The organism is Ruegeria haliotis (assembly GCF_013377785.1).
In the GTDB taxonomy this organism is placed as follows: domain Bacteria; phylum Pseudomonadota; class Alphaproteobacteria; order Rhodobacterales; family Rhodobacteraceae; genus Ruegeria; species Ruegeria haliotis.
This window is the reverse complement of sequence record NZ_JABXWT010000001.1, coordinates 276,278-292,057: the sequence shown is the minus strand read 5'-3', so window position 1 is coordinate 292,057 and position 15,780 is coordinate 276,278. Positions and strand designations below refer to the sequence as shown.

Sequence of the window (15,780 nt, the reverse complement as noted above, 5' to 3'; positions counted from 1 at the left end):
TCAATAAAAAGCCTGCCCAAAGGCTGAAACCACTCGATAGGGAGAACTTTGGATGAACGAACAACTCAACCACATGGCCGGACAAGTGACAGCCGGCAAAATGACCCGCCGCGATTTCATGGGGAAAGCTGCGGCGCTGGGTGTTTCCGCCGCAATTGCCAGCACCATGTTTGCCGACGCGGCCCGCGCTGCCGGACCCAAAAAAGGTGGCACGATGAAGGTGGGTATGCTCGGCGGGGAAAGCACCAATACGCTGGATCCGGCACCGGCGGCCACGCAGGTTCCTGGAATGGTTCTGCGCCTCTATGGTGACCAAATTGTGGACGTTGACGCAGATGGCAACATTAGCAGCCGTCTGGCGGAAAGCGTCGAGGGGTCAGCAGACGCCAAGACGTGGAACTTCAAAGTCCGCAAAGATGTCGAGTTCCACAACGGCAAAACCGTCACCGCCGAAGATTTCCTGCGGACGGTCGAACGCCACGCCAATGAAGATTCCAAGTCCGGCGCGCTGGGTGTGCTGAAAGGCATCAAAGGCATGAAGGCCGATGGTGACGTTTTCACCGTTGAAATGGAAAGCCCCACCGCCGACCTGCCCTACCTGATGGCCGACTGGCACCTGGTTGTGCAACCTGATGGCGGCTTCGACAACCCGAACGCCGGTATCGGTACCGGCCCGTACATGGTCGAGATCGACGAACCGGGCGTCCGCCACAGCTTTAAAAAGAACCCGAACTACTGGGATGACAGCATCGGTCACGTGGATGAGGTCGAGGTATTGGTGATCAATGACAGCACCGCCCGGATGGCTGCGCTTCAGTCCGGCCAGGTACACATGGTCAACAGTGTTGACCCCAAAGTTGCCGGCCTTCTGGGACGCGCGCCAAATCTGGAGATCCGCTCGGTCTCGGGTCGCGCGCACTATGTCTTCCCGATGCACACGAACACTGCGCCGTTCGACAACAACGACCTGCGTCTGGCGCTGAAATACGCAGTCAACCGCGAAGAGATGGTCGACAAGATCCTGCGCGGCTTTGGTTCGGTGGGCAATGATATCCCGGTCAATGAATCCTATCCTCTGTTCGACAACAAGATTGAGCAGCGTAAGTACGATCCAGCCAAAGCGGCAGAGCACTACAAAAAGTCCGGCCATGATGGATCGCCGATTGTTCTGCATGTTTCCGACGCTGCCTTTGCAGGTGCGGTTGACGCAGCACAGCTGTTCCAGCAATCCGCTGCAGCCGCAGGCATCAACATCGAGATCGAGCGTGCGCCCTCCGACGGCTATTGGTCCGAGGTCTGGAACGTCAAACCGTTCTGTGCCTCCTACTGGTCGGGTCGCCCGGTTCAGGACCAGATGTACACCACCGCGTACCTGTCGAGCGCCGACTGGAACGACACCCGTTTCAACAACCCGAAATTCGACGAGCTGCTGTTCAAGGCACGCGGCGAACTGGACACGGCTAAACGCGTCGAGATGTATGCGGAAATGGCAATGATCGTACGCGATCAGGGCGGTTTGATCGCTCCGATGTTCAACGACTTTGTGGACGGCGTTTCGAATAGCGTTCAGGGCTACGAAGACGATCCGAACGGGTTCCTGATGTATTCCTGGGCACCGGTCAAGTGCTGGCTGGATGCGTAAGGGATAAGCATGCATCCTATCCTCAAACTGGTTTTCCAGCGCCTTGCGCTGGGAATCCTCTTGCTGTTTGGCGCTTCGGCCCTGATTTTTGGCCTCACCGAAGCCCTGCCTGGAGACGCTGCGCAAGCCGTCCTGGGACAGTCCGCAACACCTGAATCTCTTGCCAATCTCCGTGAGGAAATGGGCCTCGATCGTCCGGCTCTGACGCGCTATGTCGAGTGGCTTGGCGGTATCCTGCAGGGCGACCTTGGGACATCTCTGACCAACAAGCTCGACATTGCCGATTCTGTTGGCAAACGTCTGGGCAATACACTGTTTCTGGCTTTCTGGGCCGCACTTGTCTCGGTTCCTCTGGCCATCTTTCTGGGTCTTCTGGCCGTTCGCTATCGCAACCGGTGGCCGGACAAGCTGATCTCGGCGGTCACATTGACCACGATTTCGATCCCGGAATTTCTGATCGGCTATGTTCTGATTTATTTCATTGCCGTAAAAATCGGGTGGTTTTCTCCGCTGGCCATGGTCAATGACAGTATGTCACTGGGGCAGAAGCTGAACGCAATCGCCCTGCCTGTTCTGGTTCTGACCATGGTCGTTCTGGCGCATATGATGCGCATGACACGTGCCGCGATCCTGAACGTGATGCAGTCTGCTTATGTCGAGACCGCTGAATTGAAGGGGCTGAGCAACTTCATGGTCATTTATCGCCATGCCCTACCCAACGCGGTCGCACCCATCGTGAACGTGGTGATGCTGAACCTGGCCTATCTGGTCGTTGGTGTTGTCGTGGTCGAGGTGGTGTTCGTCTATCCCGGCATGGGGCAGTATCTGGTGGACCACGTGACCAAGCGTGACGTTCCTGTGGTTCTGGCCTGCGGTGTTGTCTTTGCCGCTATTTACATCGGGCTGAACATGATTGCTGACATCGTTGCCATTTTGGCCAACCCAAGGCTGAGGCATCCGAAATGAAGAACATCCCTATCTCTGCAATGATCGGCCTGGGTTTTACCGCCCTGTATTTCGTCATCGCTGTGTTTGCGCCTTTGCTGGCCCCTTATGGCATGGCCGAGGTCGTGGGCGACGTGTGGGAGCCATCCAGTTCCGAGTTCTGGCTGGGTACCGACAACATCGGGCGCGATTTGCTGAGCCGCATGATCTATGGCGGACGCACAACGATCTTCATCGCAACAGTGGCCACGATTCTCAGCTTTGTGACCGGCTCGACCTTGGGCTTTCTGGCGGCTGTTCTGGGCGGCTGGGCCGATCAGGTGATGTCGCGAACCGTTGATCTGATCATGTCGATCCCATCACTGATCACAGCGCTGGTCATTCTCGCCATGGTGCCGGTAACCATCCCGATCCTGATCCTCGTCATGGGTTTGCTGGACTCCACCCGTGTTTATCGTCTTGCCCGTGCCGTCGCGGTGGATATCGCTGTGATGGATTACGTCGAAGCCGCCAAGCTGCGCGGTGAAGGTCAGATCTGGATTATCTTCCGGGAAGTCCTGCCCAACGCCCTGTCGCCGCTTGTCGCGGAACTGGGTCTGCGGTTCATCTTCATGGTTCTGTTCGTCTCGACACTGTCCTTCCTTGGACTTGGCGTCCAACCGCCGCTGGCGGATTGGGGCGGCATCGTTAAGGAAAACAAGGACGGCATCGTCTATGGCATCGGCGCGGCGCTTTATCCCGCTGTCGCCATCGCCACACTGGCGATTTCTGTCAACCTCGTGGCTGACTGGATCCTGAACCGTACAACCTCACTGAAAGGAGGCCGGGGATGAGCGATATCCTTCTCAAGGTCCGCGACCTCAAGATCGGCGCGACTGTTTATCCACCGGGCGAGAAACCTCGTGACATCGAGATCGTGCACGGGGTCTCGTTTGACCTCGAACGCGGCAAGGTGCTGGGGCTGATCGGTGAATCTGGGGCCGGCAAATCCACCATCGGTTTGGCCTCGATGGCCTATGGCCGGGGCGGCGTTGAAATCACCGGCGGTGAAGTCTGGGTCAACGGTCGCGATATCCTGAAAACCACGCATGGCGATATCCGCAAGCTGCGCGGGGGCGAGGTGACTTATGTCTCGCAATCCGCCGCTGCATCGTTCAATCCCGCCAAGAAGATCATGGATCAGGTGGTCGAGGCTGCTGTCGAACAGAAAAAATTCACACGCAAAGTGGCAGAAGGCCGTGCGCGTGAATTGTTCGCAAAGCTGGGCCTGCCCGATCCTGACAATATCGGGGACAGGTATCCGCACCAGGTCTCAGGGGGTCAGCTACAGCGTTGCATGACGGCGCTGGCGCTATGTCCGGAACCTGATCTGGTGGTGTTCGATGAACCCACCACGGCACTGGATGTGACCACGCAGATCGATGTTCTGATGGCGATCAAGGAAGCCATCCGCGATACTGGTGTTGGTGCGCTTTACATCACCCACGACCTAGCGGTTGTGGCGCAGGTCAGCGACGACATCATGGTGTTGAAGATGGGTGACACAGTCGAATACGGCACCACCGATCAGATCATCAACAACCCGCAGGAAGAGTACACTCAGGCGCTGGTTTCGGTTCGCTCGATTGATCACGAAGAGAAAAAGCCCACACCAGAACCGGTGCTGAGCGTTGACGGCATCACCGCGCGCTACAAGGGGCTGAATTTCGACGTGCTACATAACGTCAATGTCGAGCTTCATCCGGGTCAGACACTCGCGGTTGTGGGCGAATCCGGGTCTGGTAAATCCACGCTGGCCCGTGTGATCACCGGCCTGCTTCCGCCGCGCGATGGTGAGATCACGTTCGCAGGCCGCAAGCTCAGCCCCGATCTGAAAAGACGCTCGCGCGAGGATCTGCGCGAGTTGCAGATGATCTATCAGATGGCAGACGTGGCGATGAACCCGCGCCAGACGGTTGGAACCATCATCGGACGTCCGCTGGAGTTCTACTTCAACATGCGGGGCGCGGAAAAGCGCAAGCGGATCATCGATCTGTTGGACGAGATCGAACTGGGCGAAAAGTTCATGGATCGCTATCCGGCGGAATTGTCGGGTGGGCAAAAACAGCGTGTCTGTATCGCCCGGTCACTTGCAGCCAAGCCCAAGATGATCATCTGCGACGAGGTCACTTCGGCGCTGGATCCGCTTGTGGCGGACGGCATCCTGAAACTGCTGCTTGATCTGCAAAAGATTGAGGATGTGGCGTATCTGTTCATCACTCATGATCTGGCGACGGTACGCGCCATCTCGGATTCGATTGCAGTGATGTATCAGGGCCGCGTCGTGCGCTATGGCTCAAAGAGCGAGGTGCTGAACCCGCCCTTTGACGACTATACCGACCTGCTGCTCAGCTCGGTGCCCGAGATGCATTTGGGTTGGCTGGAAGAAGTTGTTGCCCACCGTAAAATGGAAAGCGCCGGGAACTGATCCCGGCCCTCTTCTCGGCACTCTGACGAAAATTCAAAATCCCGGCGCTTGGTCTTATTGCAGGCGTCGGGATTTTACCTTCGGGGGCGCGAACAGACGGTCCGAGAGACACGAATCCCCTAGGGTTCCCTGAAATCCATGACTACCAAAGGCCTTGATATGGACCGAAAACTGCTTTTGATCATCCTTGATGGCGTCCCGTGGCGTAACTTTCGTCGACTTTTTGGCAATCTTGAAGGTTGGGTGCAGAGTGGCGATGCGCAGGTCTGGAAGCTGCGCGCCGTTTTACCGTCAACTTCGGCCAGTTGCTATGCGTCGATCCACACCGGAGTCACACCTCAGGAACATGGCTGTACGGGTAACGGTAATGTATTTCGTCTGAGCCACGAGGATGTGTTCAGCCAGGTGCGTGCCGGGGGCGGCGTGACCGGGGCCGTAACGCACAGCTATTGGTCGCAGTTCTTCAATCGCCACCCGTTCGATTATGTTCGCGACATCGAGTATGACGAACCCGATAGCACAACGATCAACCATGGCCGGTTTCACAGCATGACCGGGTATGGCAAGGCCAATCAGATGACGCCTTCGGACGTTGATCTGTTCGGCACATTGACCAATCTATGCCTGCGCTTTGGTCTCGATTACGGCATTTTGCACACCTGCACGCTGGACAGTATGGGTCACCGTTTTTTCCACGACTGCGAAGAAATGGATCACGCCTGTTTCGTCATGGACGAGATGCTGGCGCCCTTCATCCCCCGCTGGCGGCAGTTGGGTTACGAGGTAATCGTCACTGCAGATCATGGTCAGGATGAACGTGGTCATCATGGCGGGCGCGGCGCGTTGCAGCAGGAAACGGCCCTATATTACTTTGGAGACGCGATTGGACCCGATGCAGATCATGTGATTGACCAACTGCAATTGGCCCCAACAATCCTGAACCGTATGGGCGCGCCCATTGCGGCCACAATGAAGGCCGAACCGTTTTTGAAATAGTCTAGTCGTAAGACCAGATGCCCTGCCCCAGCGCCTCGATCGCAACCGAGATCCGCTCGAAACTGTCGGCCGCACGCTTTACCGTAGTGCGGGCGCGTAGGTATCCGTGAACCAAGCCCGGTTCGTTGATCCAATACGCTTGCCCACCCGCAGCGGTGACCTTGTCGCAATAGGCAGACCCATCATCGCGCAGCGGATCACAGTCGGCCGTCACGACAACAGTGGGCGGCAGGTCCGAGAAATCGGCGTCCAGTAACGGCGCAAAAGTGGGATCACTTTTGGGAACTTCGCCTGCGCAGCGCATCGTTTCGTAAAACAGTATGTCGTCGCGTGATAAAAGCGGGGCATGGGCGTGTTCGACATAAGAACCTCGGGACGTGTCGCCCCCTAGTCCTGGGTATATAAGAACCTGCCCCAGTACGGGCGCCTTCAGACGCCCCCGGGCGTAATGCGCCACAGCTGCTGCCAAATTACCCCCGGCGCTGTCCCCTGCAAGCACAAGGGGATCGCCGAATTCGTGCACAGCCCATTCAACCGCAGTCCAACTGTCCTGAAACTGTATCGGGTGGACATGTTCCGGACACAGGCGGTAGTCCACGGCCACGATGCGGTATCCGGTTTGCGCGCAGATCTCGGCGCACACATCATCGTGGCTGTCGAGACCGCCCAAAATAAAACCGCCACCATGGAAGTAGATGACGGTTCGGGTCGGATCGCCAGCCGTGTAGATCCGGACCGCTACACCGTTAGCGGACCGGTCCAGTGTTTCAACACCTGCCGGACGGGGTTGGCGAAAGTCCTGACACATCTTGTCATAAACCCGGCGCTGATCTTCGATGGACAGATCGACCGCATCGTCGGGATAGCTTTCAGCCGTTCGTTTTATGAACGCCCAGGTTTCTTCATCAATCAGACGTTCATAATCCATAGCCCCTCCTGATCAGGTTGCCCACTCCCACGGCCGGGTGAACGACCCCAGCACTTTGCTGACATCGTCCTCGGAGGAGCCGTTCGCGTCAAGTTGCGCGACAAGTCCGCGTTTCTTGTCGTCAATCACAGAGGTCACACGCGCATCAACGCTCGCTTTTTCCAGCGCGCCATTGTAGATTCGCGTGATCGCCTGCTTGCGCAGCTCAGGTTTGAACACTTTGCCGACTGCGGTTTTGGGCAACTCGGACAAGATGGTCATGTGTTTGGGCTGCGCCGCGCGTTCATGTACGTGGACCTTGCAATATTCCATCAACGCGTCCTCAGTGACGGATGCCCCATCAACCAGTTCGACAAAGGCACAAGGCACCTCACCGGAATGAGCGTCCGGCTGACCAATGGCACCCGCAAAGGCGACGGCTTCGTGACCCAATAGCGCTTCTTCAATCTCGGCCGGGTCGATATTGTGACCGCCACGGATGATCAGATCCTTGGCACGACCGGTGATCCACAAATACCCATCCTCATCGAACCGCCCCAGATCACCGGTACGCAGATATTTGTCAAAGTGATAGAGGTTCGCGTTCTTCTCCGCCTCGGTATAGGTATTGCCCGCATAAACGCCGGGGTTCGAGATGCAGATCTCTCCGATCTCGTCAGCCGCGCATTCCTTCGGTCCATCCGGGCCGTCCTGCAAGATTTTGACATCCGTGTAGGGAAACGGAATTCCGATCGAACCGATCTTTTTCTCTCCGTCCACCGGGTTGCAAGACACCAGACATGTGGCCTCGGTCAGGCCGTAACCTTCGACAATGGTCACTCCGGTTGCTTCCTCAAACCGGCGGAACAATTCCACTGGCAGTGGGGCCGAGCCGGAAAACGCGGTTTTCACGGACGAGATATCCGCGTCGACCGGGCGCTGCATCTTGGCCGAAATAGCCGTCGGAACCGTGATGATAAAGGTCACCTTCCAGCGTTGGATCAGCTTCCAGAAGTTGTCGAAAACGCCATCACCACGATAGCCGGCAGGCGTCGGGAAAACCACATGCGCTCCGGACGACACCGCCGCCATGACGATAACGTGGACGGCAAAGACGTGGAACATGGGCAGCGGGCACATGATGACGTCATTTTCGTCAAACAGCAGAGTGTTGCCCAGCCAACCGTTGTAGATCAAGCCAGAATACTTGTGCTGCGCGACCTTGGGCATTCCGGTCGTGCCGCCAGTGTGGAAGTAGCACGCGACGCGATCTTCCTTACTGTCTTCAAAGCTCAGCGTCGTCGGCTGTTTGGCCAGTTCCTGATTGAAATTCTTGTAATCGGCATGAGCCAGGTGTTCTTTGTCTCCCATTTTAGGGCGCAGGAATGGCACCAGCCAGGATTTAGGCGGCGTCAGATACCGGTTCAGGTCGATTTCCAAAATGGTGTGCACATTGGGGGCATGACGAACCGCCTCTTCCACCTTCTGTGCCACATCCGTTTTCGGGAAGGATTTCAGCGTCACCACAACCTTGGCATGGGTTTCCCGCAGAATGGCCGCAATCTGTTCGGGTTCCAGCAATGGGTTGATCGGGTTCACGATCCCGGCCACCGCGCCACCCATCATTGTAACCAGTGTTTCATTGCAGTTGGGCAGCACATAGGCCACCACATCCTTTTCGCCCACCCCAAGCGAGCGGAACAGGTTCGCCGCCTGATTGACTTTGCCCAGCAGATCGGACCACGTCAGGGTTTCGGCCTTATCGGTCGGGCCCGAGAACAGCTGAAAACTGATCGCCTTGTGATCTGGAAATTTTTCTGCCGTTCGCGACAACAACTGATGAAACGTGACTGGTAGGTCACGATCCTCCCACGACGATTCCTGCTCGATCCGTGCTCTGTCTTCAAGACCCACAAAGGCCATGTGGCTCCTCCCCTTATTTTTCTCCCGCGCGCAGCACAGGTTTATTGATCCCTCCACAGAGGGGACCACATCCTTGGTCGCGCAAGCAAGGGCTTAGCGGCGGAAAGTCGGAAAATGTAGAATGACGCTGCGGCGGAAGGTGGACTGTCCGTACGTCACTTTATTCAGCTGCAACACCATCGGTGAATTGCAAACGGGCCAGACGCGCATACAGACCGTCCTGTGCCACCAGGTCATCATGGGTGCCCTGCGCAACGATCCCCCCGGCGTCCATCACCACAATCCGGTCCGCCTTTTTCACCGTCGCCAGTCGATGCGCCACGATCAGGGTCGTGCGTCCGGCACGCATCTGATCCACCGCACCCTGCACGGCGCGCTCGCTTTCTGCATCCAGAGCCGAGGTTGCCTCGTCCAACAGTAACACCGGCGCGTCGCGCAGAATTGCGCGCGCAATGGCGATACGCTGTTTCTGACCACCCGACAACATCACACCGCGCTCTCCGACAAAACTGTCATAGCCTTCGGGCAAAGCCGCTATAAATTCATGGGCGGCAGCGGCGCGGGCGGCAGTCTCGACTTCGGCGTCGGTGGCGTCCAAGCGACCGAAGCGGATGTTTTCACGGGCCGAGGTGGCAAAGATGACCGGGTCCTGAGGAACCAGTGCCATGTGCGACCGGAAATCAGCCCGGTCCATCTCACGCAGATCTTCGCCGTCCAGCATGACCCGCCCCGCATTTGGATCGTAGAAACGCTGGATCATCTGGATCACGGTCGTCTTGCCTGCGCCCGAAGGGCCAACAAAAGCCACCGTTTCACCCGGCTCCACCTGCAACGAGAGGTGATCCAGCGCCACCACATCCGGGCGCGCAGGATAGCGGAAGGTCACGTTGTCAAACCGGATCTCACCACGGACAGGCTGCGACAGCGCCTTGGCCCGCGTCGGATCGGATACCGTGTCCTCGGCGTTCAGCAATTCGATCAGCCGTTCCGTGGCACCTGCGGCGCGTTGAAGCTCACTCCAGATCTCAGACAGGGCGGCGACCGAGCCTGCCATGATGATCGAATAGATCACAAACTGAATCAGAACGCCCTCGGTCATGACACCGTTTCGGACGTCATTGGCCCCCATCCACAGCACTCCGACGATGCCCGTGAAGACCAAAAAGATCACAATCACCGTCAACACGGCCCGCGTCTGAATGCGCCGCAGAGACACCACATAAGATGTCTCGGTCATGTCGCCAAACTGCTTGCGGCTGGCCTGCTCATGCGTGAAGGCCTGTACCGTTTGTACGGCCCCCAAAGCTTCGCCTGCATTGCCGGAAGAGGCAGCGATCCAGTCCTGGTTCTCGCGGCTGATCACTCGCAGACGGCGGCCCAGCACCAGAATCGGAACAATCACCGCCGGGATCAGCAGCAGCACAAGGCCAGTCAGCTTGGCCGAGGTGAGCAGCATCAAAATCAGCCCGCCGATGAACATCAACATATTGCGCAGGGCAATGGAAACCGACGATCCCAGTACGGACTGGATCAGCGTGGTATCGGTCGTGATACGGCTCAGAACCTCGCCGGTCATGATGCGCTCATAAAACTCAGGGCTCATACCGATCACGCGGTCAAATACAGCCCTACGGATATCGGCCACCACACGCTCACCCAGCCGGGTGACCAGCGCATAGCGGATGCCGGTGCCCACGGCCAAAATGGCGGCAATGCCCAGTGCGGCCAGGAAATACCAATCCAGCAGTTCGCCGTCCTGAATACGGAAATTGTCAACAACACGACGCACCGCCAGAGGCAGGGTCAGCGTCATGCTCGCCGTCAGCATCAAAGCAAGGGTCGCGCCGAACATCAGCAGCTTGTAGGGCTTCATAAAAGGCCAAAGCGATGCCAATACACCCAGCTTCTTCGAGCCCGCTCGTTCTTCGCTGGCCCCCGGCGCTGATGCATTTTCTGGACTGGCGGCAGTCTTTCTAGCCATGTCGGGCCCTTGTATCCTGAACGGTTCTAAGTGAACGCTTCTTGGCCGCAGCGGCACGCGGGGTCAAGCTGCACAACACGAATTGGCCTATTGAAAGGGCTATTTGACGCAGAAATTTCAGGGCTGAGGTGGAGCGGGTAGACGGAATCGAACCGACATAATCTGCTTGGAAGGCAGGGGCTTTACCATTAAGCTATACCCGCTCAGCGTTTTGGCTGAGTAATCCATGCATCTGGGGTCGTCAAGAACCGAAATCGCACCTTCGGGCATTTCCTTTGGCTCAGCCATAATTTCAGTGGGACAACCTCTCAGATATCCTCACCTGGCAATTCTAACGCCCCACCGGGGTCCATCAGCGCGCGTTCTGACAGCCATGGGTTCAACTTAAGGGCTTTCGACAAAGCCAAACGAGCGTCTTCCACCCGCTTCAACCCGAGTAGTGACAATGCGCGTCCGCTTAGCGCTGCGATATGGTTTGGGGACAACTCGATCGCTGCATCCAAGTCTTTTAAGGCCGCAGCAAAGTCTTGGCGCAGGAAATTGACGAAAGCGCGTTGGTTGTACCCTTCTGCATAGTTCGGACAATAGGTGACAAGTTGGTTTAGTTCATCCAGAGCGCCGAGCAGGTCCCAAGCCTCACGCCGCCTCATTCCCCGATCAAGCAGCGCCTGAGACCTCACGTCCGGCGCATCTGTCCAAAACTCCCACATCTGGTTTGAAATGACGCGCGCATCGCTTTCGGACTGTGCCTGCTGCACCTGCGCGATCAACGCGTCAACGCTTTGCGAATGATCAGGTGCTGCGGGGCATGTTTGCGCCCCTGCTGAAGCAGCGAAAACAACAAGCAGGGCACAGGCATATGATAACCGTCTCATATCCCAAGGATGGCGCTCAATCCGAATCCGTCAAGCCGGGTGATCTAACGTTCCCAACATACCGGTCTCTTTCACAGCCTCCATCGCAACAAATGTGGAGGTATTGGCCACATGTGGAAGGGCCGAAATCTTTTCGGCCAGCACTGTTCGATATTCCGACATCGACGCGGTTCGTACCTTGAGCAAGTAGTCGAAGTTTGACGCGATCATATGTGCTTGTTCAATCTCGGCAATCTTTCTGACTGCAGCGTTGAACTCGGCCAATGCCTTTTCCCGTGTATCGGTCATGCGCACCTCGACAAAGGCGACGTAATCCAATCCCAGACGGATCGGATCCAGCATCGCACGATAGCCAGTGATGACCCCGTCTGCCTCAAGACGTTTTAGACGGGCCTGCGTTGGTGATTTGGACAGTCCGATCTGTCGGGCAAGGTCCGCAACTGAAATGCGCCCATCTTCGGCGAGCACCTTTAGGATTGATCGGTCGAACCGATCCAGGTCAGGAAAACCTTTTTGCATCTCATATCACCCAATAATAGGTCGATTGAACCTCTGTACGTCATATTTCGGTCCGTTGTCCTGCCTTATTGCAATTATATTAACAAAAAGACCCGGAGATATCATGTCACACAGACTGCGCACCCTTATCGACACTCAGACCTACACTGATCAGTCGGTCATTCTTGAGACTCTGATCGATCAAGCCACTCTGACCGAGGCTGACCGTCGCGCCATTTGCGACGCGGCTGCGCAGCTTGTACGTGACATCCGCTCTAGCACGTCACCCGGAATGATGGAGGTTTTTCTAGCTGAATATGGTCTATCCACCGACGAAGGCGTGGCACTGATGTGTCTGGCAGAGGCGCTGTTGCGTGTGCCAGATGCCGACACGATCGACGCGTTGATCGAGGACAAAATCGCGCCTTCGGACTGGGGGAAGCATCTGGGTCGGTCTTCATCCTCGCTGGTCAATGCTTCAACCTGGGCACTGATGCTGACGGGTAAGGTTCTGGACGAAGGCAAGACCTCGCCTGTTGGCGCTCTGCGCGGGGCGATCAAGCGGTTGGGCGAGCCGGTCATTCGCACAGCGGTCAGCCGCGCGATGAAAGAGATGGGGCGCCAGTTCGTGCTTGGCGAAACCATCCAGTCGGCCATGGATCGCGCCAGCGGGATGGAGGCCAAGGGCTACACTTATTCCTACGACATGCTGGGTGAAGCCGCCCGCACCGAGGCGGATGCCGCGCGGTATCATCTGTCCTATTCTCGCGCCATTGCTGCGATTGCTGAGGCGTGCGTTCATGACGACATTCGCGCCAATCCCGGCATTTCGGTCAAGCTGTCAGCTCTGCACCCGCGATATGAACTGGCGCAGGAAGCGCGGGTGATGGATGAACTGGTCCCGCGCCTGCGGGCTTTGGCGTTACTGGCCAAAGCCGCCGGTATGGGTCTGAACATCGACGCGGAAGAAGCGGATCGCCTGTCGCTGTCCTTGCAGGTGATCGACGCGGTGATGGGCGAACCGGCACTGGCCGGATGGGATGGATTCGGCATCGTCGTTCAGGCCTATGGACCGCGTGCCGGGTTGGTTCTGGACACACTCTATGAAATGGCCCAGCGGCATGAGCGCAAGCTGATGGTCCGGCTGGTCAAGGGCGCCTATTGGGACACTGAAATCAAGCAAGCCCAAGTCGAAGGCGTGGATGGCTTTCCGGTGTTCACCCACAAGGCAGCGACCGATGTGTCCTATATCGCCAATGCGCGCAAACTTTTGGGCATGACCGACCGGATCTATCCGCAATTCGCGACGCATAATGCAAACACGGTCAGCGCCATTCTGCATATGGCCGACGATCAGCCTTATGAGTTTCAGCGCCTGCATGGCATGGGCGAGACCATGCATCAGATCGTGATGGACAAACACAACACACGCTGCCGCATTTACGCGCCGGTTGGTGCGCATCGCGATCTGTTGGCCTATCTCGTGCGGCGGTTACTGGAAAACGGGGCGAATTCGTCCTTCGTTAACCAAATCGTAGATGAGGACGTGCCGCCTGAGGACGTCGCTGCGGACCCATTCGCAGCAGTGGAAACACCGCCTGCGCCGTTACCAACGGGCCCAGAGCTGTTTCAGCCAGAACGTCGCAACTCAAAAGGATTTGACCTGCGTCACACACCGACGCTCGACACACTCGACGCCGCGCGCGATCGGTTCCGTGCGCACCATTGGTATGCGCAGCCGCTGCTCTCGGATGCTGCGCATCCGGAACTGGATGAGCCGGTTGTAAACCCGGCGCAGCTGCAGGACAAACCCGGCTCAGTCGCGCCCGCCAGTGCTGCTGATGTCGAACTGGCACTGGCGTCGGCCAGTCCGTGGCAGGCACCGGCAGCCCAGCGCAGCCGCGTCCTGAACGCTGCTGCCGACTTGTACGAAGCGCATTACGGCGAGCTCTTTGCCCTTCTGGCGCGCGAGGCTGGCAAATCTTTGCCCGACGCGCTTGGTGAACTCCGCGAAGCAGTCGATTTCCTTCGCTATTATGCGGCCAATATACCTGACGCCAAACCGGCGGGGATATTCACTTGCATCAGTCCGTGGAACTTTCCGCTGGCCATTTTCACCGGCCAGATTTCAGCGGCTTTGGCCACAGGCAATGCAGTTCTGGCGAAACCGGCACCACAAACACCCCTGATCGCCCATCGCGCCATTCAATTGTTGCACGACGCAGGTGTTCCTCGCGATGCGCTGCAACTGTTGCCGGGCGGACCGGCGGTCGGTGGGGCCCTGACGTCGGATGCACGCGTGTCCGGTGTGGCCTTTACCGGATCGACTGCAACGGCGCTGAAGATTCGGACAGCCATGGCTGAAAACATGCGTCCGGGAACGCCACTGATCGCTGAAACCGGTGGCCTGAATGCGATGATCGTTGATAGTACCGCGTTGCCGGAACAGGCCGTTCAATCCATCATCGAAAGCGCCTTTCAGTCTGCCGGTCAGCGATGCTCGGCCCTGCGCTGTCTGTATCTGCAAGAGGATATCGCCGACGATGTACTGACCATGCTCAAAGGGGCAATGGATGCGTTGCAAGTTGGAGACCCATGGCTGATCTCGACCGATTGCGGCCCGGTGATTGACGAACAAGCGTTGCAGGGTATCGCTGATCATGTGTCCAAAGCCCGCGGCGAAGGTCGTGTGCTTAAGGAGCTTGGCACCCCACCCGAAGGTACCTTTGTCACCCCTACATTGATCGAGATATCCGGCATCGCCGCGCTGGAACGCGAGATTTTTGGCCCTGTCTTGCATGTTGCCCGTTTCAAGGCGCAAGAGATTGATACAATTATCGCAGACATTAACGCGACAGGGTATGGGCTGACCTTTGGCCTGCACACGCGGATTGATGACCGGGTACAGCACGTGACCGAGGCGATTCACGCCGGCAACATCTACGTGAACCGCAATCAGATCGGGGCCATTGTCGGCTCGCAACCGTTTGGCGGCGAAGGGCTATCGGGAACCGGTCCGAAAGCTGGCGGACCGAACTACATGGCGCGGTTCTGTGCACCGGACCGCCAATCCGCAAAGGACGTCTGGACCGCGACGGCAGACCTGCCTGAACCACAAGGCCAACCCGCGCCAACCATCACCCGCTCGCTGCCCGGCCCGACCGGCGAATCAAACCGCCTGAGCGAATTTCCCCGCCCACCCCTGTTGTGCATGGGCCCCGGCGAAACCGCAGCCCGCGCGCAGGCGGAGGCCGTGCAGGCGCTGGGGGGAACAGCCATTCAGGCGACCGGTATGCTGGATTTGCACAAGCTGGAAAACCTGCCTGACATCTCTGGGGTCTTATGGTGGGGCGACCGTGACACCGCCCGGCAGATCGAACAGCATCTTGCTCATCGGGACGGTCCCATAGTGCCGCTGGTTCCCGGCCACCCGGATCGCGCGCGCGTTCTGGCTGAGCGCCATGTCTGCGTCGATACCACTGCCGCAGGAGGGAATGCCGCGTTGCTGGGCGGTGCGGCATAAGCATATCTTGACGCTGGGCCGGG

General features: G+C 57.8%; 11 protein-coding genes and 1 tRNA gene. 6 read left to right on the top strand and 6 right to left on the bottom strand.

Annotated elements, in window-relative coordinates:
• The first annotated feature begins 52 nt into the window (after window positions 1-52).
• The 5 genes from HW561_RS01465 (at window position 53) to HW561_RS01445 (ending at window position 6,050) form a co-directional block, all read left to right on the top strand.
• Window positions 53-1,642, top strand: coding sequence for an ABC transporter substrate-binding protein (locus tag HW561_RS01465; protein WP_176861450.1), 1,590 nt, complete (start codon window positions 53-55; stop codon window positions 1,640-1,642).
• Window positions 1,643-1,651: 9 nt separating this feature from the next.
• The gene (locus tag HW561_RS01460; RefSeq protein WP_176861449.1) at window positions 1,652-2,608 is read left to right on the top strand and encodes an ABC transporter permease; all 957 of its coding nucleotides are present in this window, start codon (window positions 1,652-1,654) and stop codon (window positions 2,606-2,608) included.
• Complete coding sequence (locus tag HW561_RS01455) at window positions 2,605-3,420, top strand: ABC transporter permease (protein ID WP_176861448.1); 816 nt, start codon at window positions 2,605-2,607, stop codon at window positions 3,418-3,420. Before HW561_RS01460 ends, HW561_RS01455 begins: the two co-directional genes overlap by 4 nt.
• Window positions 3,417-5,054, top strand: coding sequence for an ABC transporter ATP-binding protein (locus HW561_RS01450; protein ID WP_176861447.1), 1,638 nt, complete (start codon window positions 3,417-3,419; stop codon window positions 5,052-5,054). The genes HW561_RS01455 and HW561_RS01450 overlap by 4 nt, the downstream gene beginning before the upstream one ends.
• A gap of 159 nt (window positions 5,055-5,213) precedes the next feature.
• Window positions 5,214-6,050 carry an alkaline phosphatase family protein gene (locus HW561_RS01445; protein ID WP_176861446.1) on the top strand — a complete coding sequence of 279 codons (837 nt, stop codon included), beginning with the start codon at window positions 5,214-5,216 and terminating at the stop codon, window positions 6,048-6,050.
• Window position 6,051: 1 nt separating this feature from the next.
• Here the strand turns inward: HW561_RS01445 and HW561_RS01440 are convergent, their stop codons facing one another.
• From HW561_RS01440 to HW561_RS01415, 6 genes are all read right to left on the bottom strand, one after another.
• On the bottom strand, window positions 6,052-6,978 hold the full coding sequence (locus tag HW561_RS01440) for an alpha/beta hydrolase (protein WP_176861445.1): 927 nt from the start codon (window positions 6,976-6,978) through the stop codon (window positions 6,052-6,054).
• Window positions 6,979-6,990: 12 nt separating this feature from the next.
• Window positions 6,991-8,880: an acyl-CoA synthetase gene (locus HW561_RS01435; protein WP_176861444.1), complete on the bottom strand. Its 1,890-nt coding sequence runs from the start codon at window positions 8,878-8,880 to the stop codon at window positions 6,991-6,993.
• A 160-nt stretch (window positions 8,881-9,040) separates the two neighbouring features.
• A complete protein-coding gene (locus HW561_RS01430) occupies window positions 9,041-10,861 on the bottom strand; it encodes an ABC transporter transmembrane domain-containing protein (RefSeq protein WP_176861443.1) in 1,821 nt (606 codons plus the stop codon).
• A 129-nt stretch (window positions 10,862-10,990) separates the two neighbouring features.
• Window positions 10,991-11,064, bottom strand: a tRNA-Gly gene (locus HW561_RS01425).
• Between the two features lie 105 nt (window positions 11,065-11,169).
• The gene (locus HW561_RS01420; RefSeq protein WP_176861442.1) at window positions 11,170-11,736 is read right to left on the bottom strand and encodes a tetratricopeptide repeat protein; all 567 of its coding nucleotides are present in this window, start codon (window positions 11,734-11,736) and stop codon (window positions 11,170-11,172) included.
• A gap of 30 nt (window positions 11,737-11,766) precedes the next feature.
• The gene (locus HW561_RS01415) at window positions 11,767-12,255 is read right to left on the bottom strand and encodes an Lrp/AsnC family transcriptional regulator (protein ID WP_176861441.1); all 489 of its coding nucleotides are present in this window, start codon (window positions 12,253-12,255) and stop codon (window positions 11,767-11,769) included.
• Window positions 12,256-12,358: 103 nt separating this feature from the next.
• On the opposite strand from HW561_RS01415, the gene putA reads away from it, so the two are divergent.
• Window positions 12,359-15,757 carry a bifunctional proline dehydrogenase/L-glutamate gamma-semialdehyde dehydrogenase PutA gene (putA, locus tag HW561_RS01410; protein ID WP_176861440.1) on the top strand — a complete coding sequence of 1,133 codons (3,399 nt, stop codon included), beginning with the start codon at window positions 12,359-12,361 and terminating at the stop codon, window positions 15,755-15,757.
• Window positions 15,758-15,780 lie beyond the last annotated feature (23 nt).